Genomic DNA, 13,626 nt, shown 5'->3' with positions numbered 1-13,626 from the left:
TTATCCTTTCTTTTATCTCCTTTTTCATAGGGGAGGGGGAATCGATTCTCCGCGCTACAGTCGACGCTAACGTTGCGCCAGTTGAGCTATGCCAGTGAGGATATCCTCGAATTGTTGGACCCGATATGCGGGTACAACATCTTCGTAAGTTTTGGCGCCCTGATTGGAATCGAAAAAAATCGTCCTGATGTCGAGAAGCTGAGCTCCATATATGTCCCGGAACATATCATTTCCGATTGCGATTACCTCTGAACGCGAGATACCCATTTTATCGAGCGCTTTATTGAAGAGACGGGAATCGGGTTTTCTGAAACCGTAGTAACTGGAAATGATGACGGGATTGAAATAACTCTCGAGACCCATCGCCCGAATTTCGGGCAGCGCAAAACAGGGCTGCGCGTCAGACACCAGCGCGAGTTGGTAGCGCGTCTGGAGCTCATTCAATACTTCCTTCACATTTGGATAGAGTCGAAGACGTTTGCGGGAGATGCCGCGATAAATATGAGCGATCACTTTTGCTTGTTGTCCCCGGACGTAGCTTGACTTGATGCCTTGCTGGAGGAGCAGTTCATTCCATATGGCTTCCACATCGATTTCCGGGTATTCCTCATCCTTCGCATCCTTCTGTTGTCTCATGATGGCATAGTAGCGCTCCCGCACCTGTCCACGATGAAGATATACACCTTGGTAAACCAGGTAGTGCGCGATGGCGCGATAGATTTCATCGATGGATTCATCGGTTTCGATGTCGATCAGCGTGCCGTAGAGGTCAAACAGGATGCCTTTTATTGCCATAACGCATGTACTCCGGTGTTATTACCTGTTACTACTCCAATGTCCTCCTGGCCTCATCCAGTAATCGCTTCCGATAAGCTGCGCCAATCCAGGCATTGCGGCTGATGCGCAGGAGAGTGAGCGCGGCATAGAAGGGAAGGCGGCGGGTTATCGCAGCGAAGGCTGCATCGCGATCGGGAAAATGACAGCTGTATTCCCATAGAAAATGCCCGATAAAGGGTTCAGCGCGCCACTTGTCGCCCGCCTGCTGCAGGAAGAAATGCTGAAGTTCGCCTACGACGCGGCCCAGATCAAATACCCTGTCAGATGATTTCATCCGCTCCAGGTCGAGCATGATGACCCAAAGGCCATCGCCAAAAAGAACATTATCCGGAGTAACATCGCCATGGATCAGAACCTCGCAGTCTTCCCACATGCAGGCTTTGTCCCTCCATCGGTTTTTTAGCCGATACAAGTCCTGAGCCTGATCCCATCCAATCCATGCTGCGCTTAGCAAGCGGTTCATGACCTGGTCAAAGTAATCGCATTCTTTGTTGAACTCCACCTTGCGCTCGTGCGCTGTCCGGTTATGCAGCGTGGCAAGAAAATAAGCGAGCGCGGTAAGCTTCTGGAAAAGAACGTCGCGCACATTTTCTCGGATTGCCTTGAGAATGACATGTTTAAAATGTGTGCCATAGCAATATTCTTCCACAACCACATGGTTGAGGCTGGCGTTGCGGCCAAGGGGGCGCACTACATAGTGGGGATAGGCATTGAAGCCGATCCTGCGCAGATAGTTCAAATTATTGAACTCCTGCTCCATGTGACGTAACGCGGCGTCAGGGCCGATATGCGGAACACCCCCGAAGAATTTTCCAATAACCCGCGCTCCGCTATCCCGTTCTTCGTAAAGGTAAACATGGTTGGAGGCCCGCAACTCATAAACCCTGAAATCCGGATGATTCACGGAGTGCAGCGCCGGCAGGATGTCGTACCGGAGGTATTCATAAAAGGGGTCATCTGTCGACAGATGGCCTAGGTATTTCATTAACCTCTACGATGCCTCCGGTTTTTTAGTGTGCCTACACACAGGATCATTTGCATTGAGCAACTAACCTCTGAAGGCAATATCGAATATCGCGACCTTTGCTGGCACGCATGGTTGATACTCTCTTTTAGCCGTGTCTGATCACGATTCTATGGATACAGGAAGGAAAACGTGAACCAGCAAGCCTATCCTCTCGGCATCGCTATCCGGTTCTTCCCTATAGAGTGACAGTAGTACAGAATAGTCCTGTTTGCCAGGAAAAAGGACCGATAGCAGCAAATGTTTCCCGACGGAGAGATATCGGATGTTGTTGTCATAGGCGGCGGACCGGCGGGCGCCATCTGCGCGCTTGCGCTCGCACGTGCGGGTGTCGATGTAAAGCTCATGTACTGGGGAGGTTACGCTCCCGGCGGCATCGAACTCGTATCGGGTCGAGGGCGACATTTTATCGAGCAGTACTGTCCCGATTTTTTTTCAGAAGTAGTGCATGGAATAGAGATTCATGAAACCGCCTCGCTGTGGGATACGGCCGAGCCGGTAATATTCAATGCAATGTTTAATCCATGGGGCGCTGGCGTAGCGATTGAGCGTTCGCTTCTGGATGGGGCTTTGCGAAATCTTGCTTCCGGCGCGGGCGGCACTATAATTCCCGACGCCAAGGTAGTGGACGTAGAGCGCCAGCATGACAGGTGGCGGCTGATCGCGCGTTCTTCCGAGGACGCATCTTCCAATGAAACCACTTCCCGGGCAGGCGAATTCGCTATTTATGCGCGTTTTATAGTGCTTGCGACAGGACGCGTGCCGCTGCCGTTTTTCGACCATGCACCCGTTGCAGAGTCCTCGCAAATTGCCCTGATGACTTCCCTCCAGGCTCGGATAGCCCCTCGCCACACTCTCTATGTCGAAGGTACCCGAAACGGGTGGTGGTACGCTTTGCCTGCCGAAAAAGGTTATTTCGCCAGTTTTTGTATCGGGCGGAATGAACTCAAGCAGCGGCAGTCGCGCTTGAAGGATTTTTTCTTTCAGGAATTGCAGTGTACCCGCCTTCTCGCGCCATTGTCGGCGGGAGCTTTCGATCAGCGGCCAATAGCCGGACGAATGGCTGGCGCGACGATGTTCCCAGCAATGGGCGGAGACGCCTGGATTGCAGTCGGAGATGCAACGGCAGCGCCGGATCCTCTCAGTGGAACGGGGATCGAGTGGGCAATCGAATCCGCGCAACTCGGCGCAGACATGTTACTGGAAGCATTGCATGGATCTAAAGGCAATGTTCTTTTCGATCTTCCGCGTTATGAAAATACGATACGCCGACGCATCGCCGCTCAGGAAAAGACAGCCGCTTACCATTACCACAGGTTAAAAGAGATAAGGGAAACATAGGAAACTTGAGGAGGGAGAAGAGTTTTCGTGGAGATACGCGATGTTCCAATCTTTGCCTCAGATGAGGCCTCATACCCCGATCTGGACTGCCGTCATGGAAATTGATCCGTCATCAAATCCTTCCACAGGAAAACCGATTTCCTCGTTGTGCTGCCTCTGAGCAAGAATATAGAGAAACGGAAGGTAATGGTCAGGAGTTGGCACCGATAGCAACGCGTCCTTTCCCAGTTTTTCATATGCGATGAGGGATTCGACATTGTCCGATCGCAACGCCGTGCGCACCATTTTTTCGAACCTCAGAGCCCAGTCATAAGGGTCTGCATCATGCTTTCCCCATGAATAGGTATGCAGATTATGGACGATATTGCCGCTTCCGAGAATAAGGACACCCCGATCCCGCAACGGTGCCAGGTTTCGCGCCGTCTCATAATGCCATGCAGCCTCTTTGGTTTCATCTATACTCAATTGGATGACGGGAATATCCGCATCCGGAAACATATGGACGAGGACCGACCAGGTACCATGATCAAGCCCCCAGGTTGTGTCCATGACAGCATGTGGCAGGAGCAAATCAGCGACTTCCGCTGCAAGTTCCAGGGATCCGGGGGCGGGATACTGGACTCGATACAGCTCCTGCGGGAATCCGCCGAAGTCATGAATCGTGGGGGGGTTTTCTTGGGCAGTTACCGCTGTTTTCGGTATGTACCAATGCGCGGAGATACAAAGAATAGCTTTAGGTTTGGCCGGGAGGCTTTTGCCAATAGCGGACCACGCTTCAGTATACGCGTTGCAGGACAGGGCATTCATAGGATTCCCATGACCTACGAAGACTGCGGGCATTGCGGGCATCAGATTGTGCAGGAGCTATGGAAGTGGGGAAAGTTGGAGGAGCGTTGCCGGGCTATTGGAACGCATGATTGTCGAAGTCACGTTCGGGAAGCATTTTGGCAATCGCAGGAAAGCGTATGGAGAGAGCAGTATACTCCTGGTTTCCTAGTCCGGATGGGAGCTTCTTATACACTTTCTCTGAAGTATATCACACCATGATTTTTTCCCGCTTCCGGTAATCCTTCAACCGTTTTCCACTGCTTGCAGTTATTCGTCTGAAAATGTTCCAACATTTTTTGCCGGAATGCCGCCGATCGGGGATCGAATGAAGCAAAGACGTTACCGAACAGAACCTGGTCACGATGTTTTTTCATTTTGCGTTTCCTGAAAGGGTTAAGAGGGTGATTCTGACCGGATTTGCATTCCGGTTCCGATACAAATCCTGTGTCTATCATGCGTGCGATTGCTAACCGTCAAGTTAAGGCAAGGGTTTTACAATAATATGAATATCGCTGCTTTTTTGGATGGGCCATTGTCCGAGGATGAACCCTTTCCCGTTTGTGCGGCACCGTACAGAGGCTGCATTTATCTCGTGACATTTGTATCGAATCAGTGGAAGAATTGCACGGAGGAATGTGGGTGATAAATGGCAGGGCAGCGGCTGGCGCAGGGGAATAGCAGGCATGATGAAAAACAGAGTCAACTTGCATCTCGGGGGCAATTCACACCAAATGGGACGGATTGCCGATAAGAATGAATTCCCTTGGTATCAATCTCGCAGGTTCAACATTTTTGGACTTGTATTTCTGACAAGCGCCGCTATCAGTCTCGCTTACGTTTACAGCCAGCCGGCAATTTATCGCAGCAGCGCGACATTGCTTACTTCGGCCATGACGCCCATCGACCAGCAGAGCGATGATGCCGATATTCAACACGTGGCAATCCAGCGCCAAATCCTGCTGGGGCGGGAGCTTGCCGCTGAAACCCTGAGGAAATTGAAGGCTTCTCCCGCCGGTAAATCCTTAAACCGGTTGACTGAATCCGATATTCAGACTTTGTTGACCGTCGAGCCTGTTCCAGAAACCAATCTCGTCGAGGTTGCGGCAGAAGGCTCGGATCCCCGCTTTCTGCCTTTGCTCATCAATACATGGATAGACGTATACCTGGAAGCGCGAAGTGAAGAAGTAAAACGTTTGAAGAGCAATACCGAGCGTATTGTCGAGGGTGAACTGGAGGAGTTGGCTGACAAGGTTGCTGCCGCGAGGACGGCGCTGGAGAACTTCCGTGAAAACAATAACATTCTATCGACAGAGCGCGAGGAGAATGAACCATCCGCCCGGCTGAAGGGGCTGAACGAGTCGCTTAACAAGGCTTCCGAGGCGGAGGTCAAGGCGAAAGCGGAACTGGATGCCATCAGAGCTGCAATTGCCCGGGGAAAGGCAGTGGTTCCCGACGATGAGAAAATCAGCTTGGCCGACCTCGAGAAGCGTCTGCATGATTCACGTGAAAAACTGGCAGAATTCGATAAAAAATTTACCCGCGAGTACTTAAACCTGCAGCCCGACCTGAAGTCTCTTCCTGAGCAAATCAAGGAACTCGAGACTGCTATCAACAATAAGCGGTTGCGGGGTCAAAATGTAGCTTTGAATGAAGCCGAAGTGAATTACGCGGCCGCACGACAGACCGTCAGGGATATTCGCGAGCAATTGGGCGAGCACAGGCAGCGGGCATCGGCCTTCGCGACAAAATTTACCCAGCACGAGGCGTTGAAGACCGATCTGGAAGGACTGGAAAAGCTGTATCGGGATACGCAGGAACGGCTGGTACAGGTGAAAACCGGCCGCAAGGACAAATATCCACAGGTCGATGTGATTAGCAGGGCATATGAATCAAGGGAGCCAGTAAGACCGAACTACAGTCGTGAAGCCCTGATAGCGCTCGGCGGCTCCCTGCTTCTGGGATTGATCAGCGTGTGGGTTTTTGAGTATCTGACCCAAAAGAAGGAACAATCGCCTTCCATCGCAGTATTCGGTGTGGGGAGATATACCCCGCCTGCTACCGAGCTTATTGATCATCCTCACGCCGCGCTCGGGACCAAAGCCGAACCGTTAGAGCAGAAAACCAACTTTGCCTTGCCAAAACCGGTGCACCGGGAACTTTCGAGCCATCAGTTACGGACCCTGATCAATGCCGCCAACCTGAAGGGGAAGCAGCTTATCGGTTTGCTGCTCAGCGGCCTCGACATCAATGAAGCGGCGTCCTTGAAGGCGAATCAGATCAACGAGCGGGCCAATGTCATCAACCTCGAAGGAAGAACTCCGAGGGCGGTGCCCCTCAGCAATCCGCTCAAATCCTTGCTCCAGCATTCCGGTAACCGCCCGGTATGGGATCCGGATGATTCGCAGACACGCGTCGATCTGGCAACCGCCCTGGTTTGCGCCGCAATCGATTCGGGATTGCCTGACCCCCAGGAAATCACCGCCGAGACGATCCGGCATAGCTACATTACTTATCTTGTACGCCAGGGCTTGCGGCTTTCCGAGCTGGAGCAGATCGTCGGTCATCTGGACCCTTCGGTGATTTCGAGTTATGGCACCTATTCGCCGCCCCAGCAAGGCCGTCCTCTGCACGAGATCGAAGTGCTGCATCCAGCGTTGCTCATAATCTGAGCAGAATACCTTATCCAAGCAATAATTAGGCTACCCTTCCTCTAAACCGGTTACCCTTTTTCGGCTTGGGCAAATTCAAGGAGTGCCTGGAGATAGGATCACCCCACTGTCTTCACCGGACCATGATCATCGCAATGGTCATCATGGGGGTGGTGAAGATGGCCTCCGACCAGATAGTCCATATGGTCTCCATGAGGCACGGCTTCGTGCCCGCACTCGGGACCATGTACATGACCTTGCGCGTGACCTTCGCATTCATGTCCCGGAGTACAGTTCTGCGGATTGATTTCACTGACGTCTATGACATGCTCATCGATATGGTTGCCGTGCGGGTAATGCAGATGGCCATCGTGAAGATAGCAGACATGGTCATCGTGCGCGACACCGGTGTGGCCGCATTCCGGGCCATGGGGATGGGTGTGATTTTCATGTCGTGGCAGGATACAATTAGAATTCGTCATGGCGCTTTTCCTTAAGCCTCAATAAGGTGAATCAGTTCAAAAGCTACTGCATTCATAATAATAAAAATGAGACCACCGTAACACTCTTGCACGAACCCACCCGTTTTTCTTCCTTTTGACTCCCGTTACCGGTTACCTTGATACGATGACGGTCACGCCCGTCCGGCAAGGTCGCATGCAATTTGAAGGGTATATTAAAATAATAATAATTTGACCACTGTTTGAATCCACCGGTTCCTGCGCGAGGAAAATCCATGCCGGAAAGACCGGCAGGAGGAGTATTTGCCAGGGGAGCGTTTCAATCCTGGCCTGGCGGCAGCTAAAAATGGAGCGTGAGCACGGGCAGGAAGCCACAATCTCAAGGATTCTGCCTGCCATAAATATCGGGGGTATCAATGTGGATGATGTGTGGATCGAAATTGGGAAATTACGGGTGGAAACTGATGGGCGATTGAAAAAGGCAGTGATGGCAGTGACCAGAAATGAGGAGGAGGATTAATTTCGATATGGAAATGAAAGCGCACAAGCAGGCAAACACCAAACACGCGCATCTGCAGGGGAATTTGATAATAGTGGGTTTTGGCAGCGTAGGCCAGGCTTTGCTTTCGTTATTGTTTCAGAATATCGAGATTCGTTCCGATCAGGTGAGGATAATCACAGCTGATGAACATGGCAGTGAAATCGCTAGCAAATTTAGCGTCTCATTCACACCCCATTCGCTGACCGAGGAAAATTATCTCGCTGTGCTGGAGCCTTGGCTCGATGAGGGAGATTTCCTGCTTAATCTCGCCGTAGACGTTTCCAGCCTTGCTCTAATGGAATTGTGCTGGCGGCGAGGCGCATTGTACCTGGACACTTGCATTGAACCCTGGGCCGGTGGATATGTTGACCGATCCGTTTCCCCGTCCTTGCGTTCCAATTATGCGCTGCGTGAGCAAGCACTCGCTTTTGCGCGGGAAAAGCAGGAAGGCCCCACCGCGCTTCTGTCGCACGGCGCGAATCCGGGTCTTGCCTCGACATTTGCGAAACAGGCATTACTGAACATTGCTGCGGACACCGGCATGGCAGTGAAAAAACCCACAAACTCCTGCGAATGGGCACAACTTGCGTATCAGCTCAATATAAAAGCAATTCATATTGCAGAGCGTGATACCCAGGCTGCTTCTCAACGCAAACAGCCCAATGAGTTTGTCAACACCTGGTCGGTGGATGGTTTTGTCGGTGAAGGTCTTCAGCCATCGGAACTGGGATGGGGGACTCATGAACGCCATTGGCCGGTGGATGGAGCGCATCATGGATTCGGATGCGATGCCGCCATCTATCTCAACCGCCCCGGCGCTTCTACCCGCGCGCGCAGTTGGACACCCCTCGGCGGACCGTATCACGGTTTTCTGATAACCCATAACGAATCCATCTCCATAGCCGACCATCTGACATTGAGAGAAAAGGGAGAGGTGATTTACCGTCCAACGGTGCATTACGCTTATCTTCCCTGTGACGATGCTGTACTTTCAGTTCACGAGCTTGCGGGCAGAAATTGGCAGATACAGGCGAAAAAACGCATTCTTCGGGATGAACTGGTGGAGGGGACGGACGAGCTTGGCGTGCTGCTCATGGGCCACGCAAAATGCGCTTACTGGTATGGATCCCGGTTATCCATAGGGGAAGCACGCCGGCTTGCCCGATTCAATAGTGCTACCAGCTTGCAGGTCGTAGCTGGCATTCTTGCCGGAATGATATGGGCTCTGCAGAATCCGAGATCGGGTGTAGTGGAACCTGAAGCAATCGACCACGAGCTTGTCCTGGAGGTAGCCAAGCCCTATCTGGGAGAGCTTGTGGGGATCTATTCGGACTGGACTCCGTTGCAGGATCGAGGATGGTTATTTGACGAGGATGTCGACAGGGAGGATCCCTGGCAATTCAAGAATGTTCGCGTAACATAAGATCTGCTGCTTTAATCTTTGAAGTTTCGGGACGGGAATTTCTGAGACTCACTGTTCGGTGACAGTCCAGGATGCACTGCTATTGCTGCTATATGGGGAACAACTGCGGCAACAGGTGCTGCCGCCGCATTCCTGAGTTTTTGAATTGCTAAATTTTTTCTTTTCCTTCCCGGAAAGATTTCAATCTGTTGGCAGACTTTGGAGGTGGCGAATTTTTTCCCACGTTATCAGGTGTGTCGGCCTTCGATCGAGAGTGTTCGAGTTTTTTCTTGGTAAAGATTTCGGCCCCTTTATCGAGCAAATCAGAAAAAAGGATGTATTTGTGCGAAGTGACATGCTGTTTCACGTTCGACCTCCCAAAGTCCGTTAGAACAATCCGCTATACGCTTAAACTCAAACAAGCGGCAAACATCGCCATAAAGGTTTTAGGCATCATTGCGGACGCTTTTGTTCCCAGATAGGTTCATTCCGTCGCTTCTTGCGGAGTCCATGTCCTATTTCATTCATACCTGTCAAGGATCTTGTTTTCCACAATAACTGTGGATAACTTTGTTGATAAGGTATGGGCACACTTGATAAGTGACGTTTCCATAACGGATTTTTGTATTCAGCCTGTTTTTTGTCTTCAAAAAAAATATTTATTTTCAGGAGTTTATAAATAAGCCTTATATCCAGGAAGTTTTGCAAAAGAGATTTTTCGAAGATATGGGACTTTTATGACGCTGTGGATTAATTCCATTTGTCAAGTCCATTTTGAGCCCTGGCTGCCTCATTTACTGCGGCTGATACCATCTTGAATGCGGAAAAGCGCCGCACCAAACCGCAGGGGGATCATGAGCCCCGTGCGCAAGCCGGGGCTCAGAGAAAGTTTCTGAGAACACTAAAAGCTTACTGGTCAGTGCGGAAATATTTCATAACTGCCAGCTCGGCAATTCGTCTGCCCATGGCGGTGCCTACCTCACCGGAGTTGCGGTAGTGTACTCCATCATATATGCGCGCATTGGCCACTTCCTGGATGATCTCATCGATATTCTTCCAACTGCGCATCACGCCGCCCGCGGCCCGGCTGGTAGTAGCCAGGGGCGGTATGGGATCTGCCCCAATCTCAGCTTTCAGTACTGTTCCTACCGCGCCTGCTACGATGCAGTGGGCGCAGGGGTATTCAGGATGCATGGGGGTGTCGATAAAGGGAAGCCATGAAGGATCCCGTTCTGTCGCATTGTTTCCATCAACATCGCCATTGCGAATGGCAGTGACCGGGCGCCAGAAGCCGTAATGATACTTGGCGTCAAATACCGCTATAAGCGCGTCGGTGGAAGCCTGGGTTGCCGCCGCAAAGAGACGCGCATTCCGAGTGATCTCCCTTCCGGGGGCTTCGGCAACCGAGCGTATTACTCCATGGTAGATCGGAGGCATTACTTCTTCCCAAAAGCGGGCAATTTCGGTCTGAGCAGCGGTGCGCTGGCTGTGCTTCCCGCCCAGCGCCTTGACTTCATTGTAGTCGCGTGCCCATAGCTCGCTTTCCAGTTGGGGAGGAGGGCCGGGACGAAATTGGGCCGGGTTATCCATAAGCCAAGGCCTGATTTGCAACCAGTGCGGCGCTTCCGGTATTACAGTAGGCACATAGAGTCCGGGAGAGGTGTGCGGACGGTATGATTCTCCTGCATCGGCACCGTCTTGTGCCCGCTGCGACAGAATTCCCGCTGCGGCTTTTTCGCCAATCGCAAGGCCATCGCTTCTTGCGATGTCATCCGGGATGGCGGCAAGCGCTTGGCGATAGGCAGTATCGATAGCTGTCCGTTGCACCGGTACCAGGGCTGTAAGCGTAGCGCGATTTGCCGCTGCAATGGCGGCCTCAACCGAGGCTTCCGGCTTACCTTTCAGCTTGAGATCGCTGGCCGGATATTGCTGGGTAATCGCGTTTGTTGCCTCATATACCGCAGTCTGCACGATTGCGAGAGCACGATCTGCCGGGAGCGGGCCCAATCCCGAGTCCACGATAATATCCCCTGCCACCCGGTTCCAGTGCGTCACTGCGTCGGCTCGCGCGGCGGAACTGACAAGAATAGATATAACGACTACTGCCAGTACCAGTAACCTATTTTTCCTTACATCTTGAGTCATTGTTTTTTCCTTGCTGACGATTGAGCAGGATAGGATATATAAATCGACATAAAAGCCTCCTTCTTGCCGAAGTGCATGCTGCTGAACATTACTCGATAGATCAACGGATTATGAAACAGGGGGGAGATTGGGGGGACGAACATAGCTCGTAGTATTTCTGGCTTTGCCGCCTAACCAGCGCTTGCAGATATCCACTTAATTAGTGCTGACTGACTCAGAACAAGTGCAGAATGAAGCAATTGGTATTAGTATGAAAGTATAACTGCTACAGTCTGAGTTTGATTGGGGTATATTAACATTTCCAGACGCTGAGGAGTCTTAACGATGGATATTGAATGGAAGATAGTTGACGAGCATCATCAGGAGGTATTCGTAGAACAGCATGTAAGGGGATTATTATGGAGCACGACCGCAGGGTTTTCTTTCTGGCATAGCTATCCCAATCCGGGAATTGATCTGTCACACGTAAAGAACATCGAGGAGGCCAAGGAAGTCGTGGAAGCGGCATTGCGGCAAGAGGAGTATGAAACGCCCGTACGGTAGAAACAGACAGACGTTTAAGTTTAATACTGTTTGACCCCTTGACGAGGCTTCAAGAAGTGTCTTTCGATCAGGAATCTTAGATGATGAAGCAAGGGAAAGTGACAAGGATTCCTGAGGCGTAAGTGTTCGCCTGAATCCTTCGTATGCAGCACCTTTTGCATTTCCTGACACTGTTATATCAGACGTTTTATTTTCCACAATTGCTGTGGATAAGTTTGTTGATAAGCTGATGAAAGGAAGAGTAAGTCGCCCTCCTGTAACAGCTTTTTCTTATCTGGCTATTTTTTGAACATTTCTAAAAAGGCTTTACTATCAATAAATTAAAATAAAGTCAAGCTTTGCTGCAACTTGCGAACAGCACGGTAATTTTCGGCTCTGAACTCGGGCAGAATTGTGGATTATTCTAAATGTCAAGAGAAATCTTCCCGGTAGATATATTCTTCCGCTGACCTCTCATCATTCGGATACAAAGAAAACTTGCTCGCCAATAATGTGTGCTAACGAACGGTTTTGATTACAGCTCTAGCATATTGTAATAATTAGGCCCATTTACTTCATGCCGAGTTACAAAAGGATCATTCCTATGAAAATACTAAAACTGTTTATGGTGACGTTATTGCTCGCTCAAATCGCGGGTTGTATATCCGTAGAGCGTCCTGCAGAAAAAGAGAAGGAAAAAATTATTGTCGTGCCAGAGAAAAATTCTGACGGAAATTATTGATCAATTCAGAAAAATTCACAGCGCAGTTTACGCGCAGGCCACCGCGTAAACTGATACTTCATTAAATGGATCGTCCAATATTAAACGTTTTCCTTTTACGGGAATTTAATATTGGACGGGCAAAGAAGTGGCCTGTATTAGGGGGCTAGCATAACCTTCCTGAGGCGCGCTAATTGCAAGTCGATTTCCCTCTTTTGTTGAGATACAAGGCCACTGCATTCCAGTTCCATCAGCCTTAATGGCTCCTGTCAAGCCCAATAACTCACTGCCCTGGATTGACCAGCTTGGCTTAAGCTATTAGTATATGCACCTCTCCAATTCCCCGATAGCTCAGTCGGTAGAGCGACGGACTGTTAATCCGCAGGTCCCAGGTTCGAGCCCTGGTCGGGGAGCCATAAAACAAAGACTTACAGAAAAATTCTAAATCCCCTCCTGTCTTAGTAGCCCTGTAGTAGAATAATTGTTGAGCCAAACGCCCCTATTGAACTATAAAGACGGGACGTTGTTTTCGGTCTGCTGGTCAATTTGGCATCCTCTGGCTGTCGCCGGTAGCAGATAATTCCTAATTTCAGTAGATCGAAGGTTCGACTCCTCTCATTAGCGCGCCCGGTGAACGTATTTTATTATTTTGACATTCCGGTGATCGGGTTAATGTAAATTAAACCCTTTGTTTGAGCTGCTTTGATTTTCTTGTCAATCATTTCCGAAAAGCTTATTAGCCCTTCTAGCACCAATATTAAATCCCCCCATCGACGAAGACCGTCTTTATGGCTTTGCCTGTGACAAGAGAGTTTATGACATTCTCACTGAAGCCGTGAATCGAAATAAAAAGCCCGCGACCGTACATCTTACCTTCTATTTTTCCTGCAAATTGATAAACAGCCTCATTAGAGGAGGCTTTATCTTGCCACTTCGCTTCAATAATGTAGTGCTCGCCGTCATACTTGATAGCACCGTCTATTTGCTCTCCGTTTATTCGATATGGTTCGGTTACTTCAAGTGCGTACAGTTTTGATAGGGATTGCAATATTTCCTCTAGTGCATAACCTCGCCGTGCCCCGATCACCTCGCCTTGTAATAAAGCAATAAACTTAGCTTGTAAGTCGGGAAGAGTGACGGAAGGTGTCTTTGCTGC

General features: G+C 50.4%; 13 protein-coding genes and 1 tRNA gene. 8 read left to right on the top strand and 6 right to left on the bottom strand.

Annotated elements, in window-relative coordinates; genetic code table 11:
- Positions 1 to 66: 66 nt before the first annotated feature.
- Together NMUL_RS08955 and NMUL_RS08950 are read right to left on the bottom strand one after the other, a co-directional pair.
- Positions 67 to 795 carry an HAD family hydrolase gene (locus tag NMUL_RS08955; RefSeq protein WP_011381025.1) on the bottom strand — a complete coding sequence of 243 codons (729 nt, stop codon included), beginning with the start codon at positions 793 to 795 and terminating at the stop codon, positions 67 to 69.
- 31 nt (positions 796 to 826) lie between these two features.
- Positions 827 to 1,822, bottom strand: coding sequence for a phosphotransferase (locus tag NMUL_RS08950; protein ID WP_011381024.1), 996 nt, complete (start codon positions 1,820 to 1,822; stop codon positions 827 to 829).
- Between the two features lie 279 nt (positions 1,823 to 2,101).
- Between NMUL_RS08950 and NMUL_RS08945 the strand changes: the two genes are divergently transcribed.
- Positions 2,102 to 3,202 (top strand): NAD(P)/FAD-dependent oxidoreductase, encoded by a 1,101-nt coding sequence (locus tag NMUL_RS08945; RefSeq protein ID WP_011381023.1) that lies wholly within the window; start codon positions 2,102 to 2,104, stop codon positions 3,200 to 3,202.
- Between the two features lie 69 nt (positions 3,203 to 3,271).
- Here the strand turns inward: NMUL_RS08945 and ygiD are convergent, their stop codons facing one another.
- Both ygiD and NMUL_RS08935 read right to left on the bottom strand, forming a co-directional pair.
- Positions 3,272 to 4,042, bottom strand: coding sequence for a 4,5-DOPA-extradiol-dioxygenase (ygiD, locus tag NMUL_RS08940; protein ID WP_256326939.1), 771 nt, complete (start codon positions 4,040 to 4,042; stop codon positions 3,272 to 3,274).
- A gap of 173 nt (positions 4,043 to 4,215) precedes the next feature.
- Positions 4,216 to 4,404: a hypothetical protein gene (locus NMUL_RS08935; RefSeq protein WP_041352510.1), complete on the bottom strand. Its 189-nt coding sequence runs from the start codon at positions 4,402 to 4,404 to the stop codon at positions 4,216 to 4,218.
- A 309-nt stretch (positions 4,405 to 4,713) separates the two neighbouring features.
- On the opposite strand from NMUL_RS08935, the gene NMUL_RS08930 reads away from it, so the two are divergent.
- The 4 genes from NMUL_RS08930 to NMUL_RS08920 all read left to right on the top strand — a co-directional run bounded on the left by NMUL_RS08930 (position 4,714) and on the right by NMUL_RS08920 (position 9,103).
- Positions 4,714 to 6,699 carry a GumC family protein gene (locus NMUL_RS08930; RefSeq protein ID WP_104009704.1) on the top strand — a complete coding sequence of 662 codons (1,986 nt, stop codon included), beginning with the start codon at positions 4,714 to 4,716 and terminating at the stop codon, positions 6,697 to 6,699.
- 122 nt (positions 6,700 to 6,821) lie between these two features.
- A complete protein-coding gene (locus tag NMUL_RS15980) occupies positions 6,822 to 7,175 on the top strand; it encodes a hypothetical protein (RefSeq protein ID WP_041352508.1) in 354 nt (117 codons plus the stop codon).
- Positions 7,176 to 7,485: 310 nt separating this feature from the next.
- Positions 7,486 to 7,659: a hypothetical protein gene (locus tag NMUL_RS15975; RefSeq protein ID WP_167535573.1), complete on the top strand. Its 174-nt coding sequence runs from the start codon at positions 7,486 to 7,488 to the stop codon at positions 7,657 to 7,659.
- A 7-nt stretch (positions 7,660 to 7,666) separates the two neighbouring features.
- A complete protein-coding gene (locus NMUL_RS08920; protein ID WP_238529789.1) occupies positions 7,667 to 9,103 on the top strand; it encodes a homospermidine synthase in 1,437 nt (478 codons plus the stop codon).
- 888 nt (positions 9,104 to 9,991) lie between these two features.
- On the opposite strand, the gene NMUL_RS08910 is transcribed toward NMUL_RS08920, so the two are convergent.
- On the bottom strand, positions 9,992 to 11,227 hold the full coding sequence (locus NMUL_RS08910; protein ID WP_011381016.1) for a vanadium-dependent haloperoxidase: 1,236 nt from the start codon (positions 11,225 to 11,227) through the stop codon (positions 9,992 to 9,994).
- Positions 11,228 to 11,551: 324 nt separating this feature from the next.
- Between NMUL_RS08910 and NMUL_RS08905 the strand changes: the two genes are divergently transcribed.
- From NMUL_RS08905 to NMUL_RS08900, 3 genes are all read left to right on the top strand, one after another.
- Entirely contained in the window at positions 11,552 to 11,770 is a 219-nt protein-coding gene (locus NMUL_RS08905) for a hypothetical protein (RefSeq protein ID WP_041352506.1), read from the top strand.
- A gap of 583 nt (positions 11,771 to 12,353) precedes the next feature.
- The gene (locus tag NMUL_RS15970) at positions 12,354 to 12,491 is read left to right on the top strand and encodes a hypothetical protein (RefSeq protein ID WP_167535572.1); all 138 of its coding nucleotides are present in this window, start codon (positions 12,354 to 12,356) and stop codon (positions 12,489 to 12,491) included.
- 319 nt (positions 12,492 to 12,810) lie between these two features.
- Positions 12,811 to 12,886: transfer RNA gene (locus tag NMUL_RS08900), tRNA-Asn, on the top strand.
- 341 nt (positions 12,887 to 13,227) lie between these two features.
- Here NMUL_RS08900 and NMUL_RS14960 read toward each other — a convergent pair.
- Entirely contained in the window at positions 13,228 to 13,557 is a 330-nt protein-coding gene (locus tag NMUL_RS14960) for a restriction endonuclease (protein WP_011381015.1), read from the bottom strand.
- Positions 13,558 to 13,626 lie beyond the last annotated feature (69 nt).

The organism is Nitrosospira multiformis ATCC 25196, from assembly GCF_000196355.1.
Classification (GTDB): Bacteria; Pseudomonadota; Gammaproteobacteria; order Burkholderiales; family Nitrosomonadaceae; genus Nitrosospira; species Nitrosospira multiformis.
This window is presented reverse-complemented; position numbering and strand designations above follow the sequence as displayed.